Raw genomic sequence first — 3,770 nt, 5'->3', positions numbered from 1 at the left:
GCACTGCCCGTTGACCTGTGCCGGTGGTCGCGACAGGATCCGCACGGCGGCATCGGCCATGATGTCCGGGCTGCGGGAGGACTTCACCAGGTCGTCTCCGCCGGCCAGGTTGGACACCGCCGAGGTGCCCGCGGTGCTGGACCGGCTGGAGCGGGCGGTCGCCGCCGGCGAGCTGACGATGCCGCGTATCGACGAGGCCGTGATGCGGATCATCGCGATGAAGGGCACCTCGCCGCGTTGCGGCGGCTGATCGTTCGGCCAGTGCTTACCCTGTGGTAAGACGTTCGTCGATCGACGGCTCAGGAGGGCGCTCGTACATGGCAGGTGGAACCAAGCGGTTGCCGCGTGCCGTCCGTGAGCAGCAGATGCTCGACGCCGCGGTGGAGATCTTCTCGGTGAACGGCTATCACGAGACGTCGATGGACGCGATCGCCGCCCAGGCGCAGATCAGCAAGCCGATGCTGTACCTGTACTACGGCTCCAAGGAGGAGCTGTTCGGCGCGTGCCTGAACCGCGAGCTGGGCCGGTTCGTCGACGAGGTGAACAGCAACATCGATTTCAGCGGTCCGCCGAAGGAGCTGCTGCGCAGCGCGGTGCTGGCGTTCCTGAAGTACATCGACGCCAACCGGGCGTCGTGGATGGTGCTCTACACGCAGGCCACCAGCTCGCAGGCGTTTGCCCACACCGTGCGGGAGGGGCGCGAACGCATCATCGAACTCGTCGGCCGTCTGCTGCGATCCGGTACCAAGTTCCCCGAGCCGGACACCGACTTCGAGTTGATGGCGGTCGCGCTCGTCGGCGCCGGTGAGGCGATCGCGTCCCGGGTGAGCACCGGCGACGCCGACGTCGACGAGGCCGCCGAGCTGATGATCAACCTGTTCTGGCGGGGCCTCAAGGGCGCGCCGTCCGCTGCGGACGCCGACGCCGTCATCTCAAACTCGTGACGGTTCCCGTCAGGTGGGGGTGGCCCTTGCTCAGGTGCCGCAGCGTCAGGTCCCAGCCGTCGGGGTTGCGCTCGACATACAGCCCGGCCCGGGCGGGCAGCACCACCGGCTTGGCGAACCGCACCGAGTACTTCACCGCGTCGGGCAGCTGACCTTCGACGTTCGCCAACACCGCTGCGGCACTGAACATTCCGTGCGCGATCACGGTCGGGAAGCCGAACAGCTTGGCGGCGACCGAGTTGGTGTGGATCGGGTTGTGGTCCCCGCCGACCGACGCGTAGTGCCGGATCTGCCCCGGGGTGATGCGCAGCACCGCGTTCGGTGGCGGTAGCTTCGGCTGCTTCTGCGGCGGCGCCTTCGGCTGATCCGACAGGCTGGTGCGCTGCTGGTGCAGGAATGTCGCGATCTGGTGCCACGCAACGTCGTTGCCGACCTTGACGTCGGTCACGATGTCGACGAGCAGCCCCTTGCGGTGCTCCCGCATGTTCTCCGCGTGTACGGCCACCGAGACGGTGTCGGTGACCGCGATCGGCCGGTATTGCGTGATGTGGTTCTCCATGTGGACCGAACCCATTGCGGCGAAAGGGAAGTCGAATCCGGTGAGCAGTGACATCACGGCCGGGAACGTCAGCGCGAACGGATAGGTCAGCGGTACCACGTTGTCGAAACGCAGCCCGGTGACGTGCGCGTACTCGGCGACGTTGACCGGGTCGACGGGCAGGTCCTCGACGGTCACCGTGCGGGTGGGCAGCGTGTCGCCGCGCCGCACCAACGGCAGCGCGCCGACCGCGGCCCGCGCCAGGTTCTTCAGCCCCGAAGGCTGCTGCTCTGCGCTCATGCCTACGCGCCCAGCATCGCCTGGCCGCAGACCCGAATGGTGTTGCCGGTCACGGCATTAGAACCCGGGCTGGCGAAGTACGCGATCGCCTCGGCGACGTCGACCGGCTGGCCGCCCTGGAACAGCGAGTTGAGCCGGCGGCCGACCTCACGGGTGGCGAACGGGATCGCGTCGGTCATCTTCGTCTCGATGAAGCCGGGCGCGACCGCGTTGATGGTGATGTTCTTCTCGGCGAACAGGGGTGCCAGCGCGTCGGTGAGCCCGATCATGCCGGCCTTGGTGGCCGCGTAGTTCGTCTGTCCGCGGTTGCCGGCGATGCCCGCCATCGACGACAACCCGATGATCCGGCCGCCGTCACCGATCACACCGCTTGCGACCAGCCCCTCGGCCAGGCGGAGCGGCGCCAGCAGATTCACCGCGATCACGGAGTCCCAGCGGGATTCGTCCATGTTGGCCAACAGCTTGTCGCGGGTGATGCCCGCGTTGTTGACCAGGATGTCGAGCCTGCCCTCGTGGTGTTCGCGGACGTGCTCGGCGATGCGGTCCACGGCGTCGGCGGCGGTGACGTCGAGCGTCAGCGCGGTGCCGCCGACCTTGGTGGCCGTCTCGGCCAGCGCCTCGGCGGCCCCCTCGACGTCGACGGCGACGACCTTGGCGCCGTCGCGCGCGAACACCTCGGCGATCGTCGCGCCGATCCCACGCGCGGCGCCTGTCACGACCGCGACCTTGCCGTCCAGTGGCCGGTCCCAGTCGGCGGGTGGGGCCGCGTCGGCGGCCCCGACCCGGAACACCTGTCCGTCGACGTAGGCCGACTTGCCGGACAGGATGAAGCGCAGTGTGGACTCCAGCCCGGTCGCGGCCGGTTTGGCGTCGGCGGACAGGTACACCAGGGCCGCGGTCGATCCGTTGCGCAGCTCCTTGGCCAGCGACCGGGTGAAGCCCTCCAGCGCACGCTGCGCGGTGCGCTCGTGCACGCTGCCGGTCTCCTCGGGCGTCGTGCCGATCACGACGACGCGGCCCGAGTGCCCGAGGTTGCGCAACAGCGGGGTGAAGAACTCGTAGAGGCCCTTGAGACCCTCGGGTTCGGTGATGCCGGTGGCGTCGTAGACCAGCCCGCCGAACGAGTCGGCCCAGCGCCCGCCGAGGTTGTTCGCGACGACGTCGTAGTCGTCGGCCAGCGCGGCGCGCAGCGGTTCCACCACCCGGCCCTCGCCGCCGATCAGCAGCGAACCGGCCAGCGGCGGCTGGCCCTGCTTGTGCCGGCGCAGCTGTTCGGGCTGCGGGACACCGAGTTGCTTGGCGAGAAACGAGCCAGGCCCGGAGTTGACGACCTGGGAGAGAAGATCGGAAGCCACGGCGCTGCCTTTCTGGAGATCCGGGGTACATCACTTGACGACGGTGAAGGGGTTACCCCGCACTGTCACATACCTCACGAACTTACTCCAGAGTAAGAAGCGTGGGTAGTATGACCCTCGACACCTCATCAGCAAGCCGGGAGGCAGACGTGGCTGAGACTTCAGAAACCGCTGGGACCAGGACGACCCGAAGGGTGGCCGTCCTGGGGGGCAACCGGATCCCGTTCGCGCGGTCGGACGGCGCCTACGCCAAGGCGTCCAACCAGGACATGTTCACCGCGGTGCTCGACGGGCTGGCCGAGCGCTTCGACCTCAAGGGCGAGACGCTCGACGCCGTCATCGGCGGCGCGGTTCTCAAACACAGCCGCGACTTCAACCTGATGCGCGAGTGCGTGCTCGGCAGCTCGCTGTCGTCCTATACGCCCGCGTTTGACCTGCAGCAGGCCTGCGGGACGGGGCTGCAGGCGGCCATCGCCGCGGCCGACGGCATCGCGCGGGGCCGCTACGAGGTCGCCGCCGCCGGCTCGGTGATCGACACCGCCAAGGCCGCCAACCTCTACGCCACGCACCCCGCCGACTTCCTGGAGTACGTCAACGCGCCGGTGGGCGCGGGATCCGCGGTACCCGGACCAC

General features: G+C 68.8%; 3 protein-coding genes and 2 pseudogenes. 3 read left to right on the top strand and 2 right to left on the bottom strand.

Translation table 11 applies throughout. From position 1 onward, the window contains the following. Positions 1-250, top strand: a pseudogene (locus ASJ79_RS34230) (hypothetical protein); the annotation flags it as partial. A gap of 67 nt (positions 251-317) precedes the next feature. Next, positions 318-944: a TetR/AcrR family transcriptional regulator gene (locus tag ASJ79_RS20430; protein ID WP_067959157.1), complete on the top strand. Its 627-nt coding sequence runs from the start codon at positions 318-320 to the stop codon at positions 942-944. On the opposite strand, the gene ASJ79_RS20425 is transcribed toward ASJ79_RS20430, so the two are convergent. Together ASJ79_RS20425 and ASJ79_RS20420 are read right to left on the bottom strand one after the other, a co-directional pair. Further along, positions 928-1,782 carry a MaoC/PaaZ C-terminal domain-containing protein gene (locus ASJ79_RS20425; protein WP_067959154.1) on the bottom strand — a complete coding sequence of 285 codons (855 nt, stop codon included), beginning with the start codon at positions 1,780-1,782 and terminating at the stop codon, positions 928-930. The genes ASJ79_RS20430 and ASJ79_RS20425 overlap by 17 nt on opposite strands. Positions 1,783-1,784: 2 nt before the next feature. Then, the gene (locus ASJ79_RS20420) at positions 1,785-3,137 is read right to left on the bottom strand and encodes a 3-oxoacyl-ACP reductase (RefSeq protein WP_067959151.1); all 1,353 of its coding nucleotides are present in this window, start codon (positions 3,135-3,137) and stop codon (positions 1,785-1,787) included. 110 nt (positions 3,138-3,247) lie between these two features. Between ASJ79_RS20420 and ASJ79_RS20415 the strand changes: the two are divergent. Next, positions 3,248-3,770, top strand: a pseudogene (locus ASJ79_RS20415) (hypothetical protein); the annotation flags it as partial.

It is taken from the genome of Mycobacterium sp. NAZ190054 (genome assembly GCF_001545925.1).
Lineage (GTDB): Bacteria > Actinomycetota > Actinomycetes > Mycobacteriales > Mycobacteriaceae > Mycobacterium.
Note: the sequence above shows the minus strand (reverse complement) of the source record. Positions and strands in the feature narration are given on the sequence as shown.

Coding starts and splice junctions, on each gene's coding strand:
- ASJ79_RS20430 (WP_067959157.1), top strand. CDS start 318: ATGGCAGGTGGAACCAAGCGGTTGCCGCGTGCCGTCCGTGAGCAGCAG.
- ASJ79_RS20425 (WP_067959154.1), bottom strand. CDS start 1,782: ATGAGCGCAGAGCAGCAGCCTTCGGGGCTGAAGAACCTGGCGCGGGCC.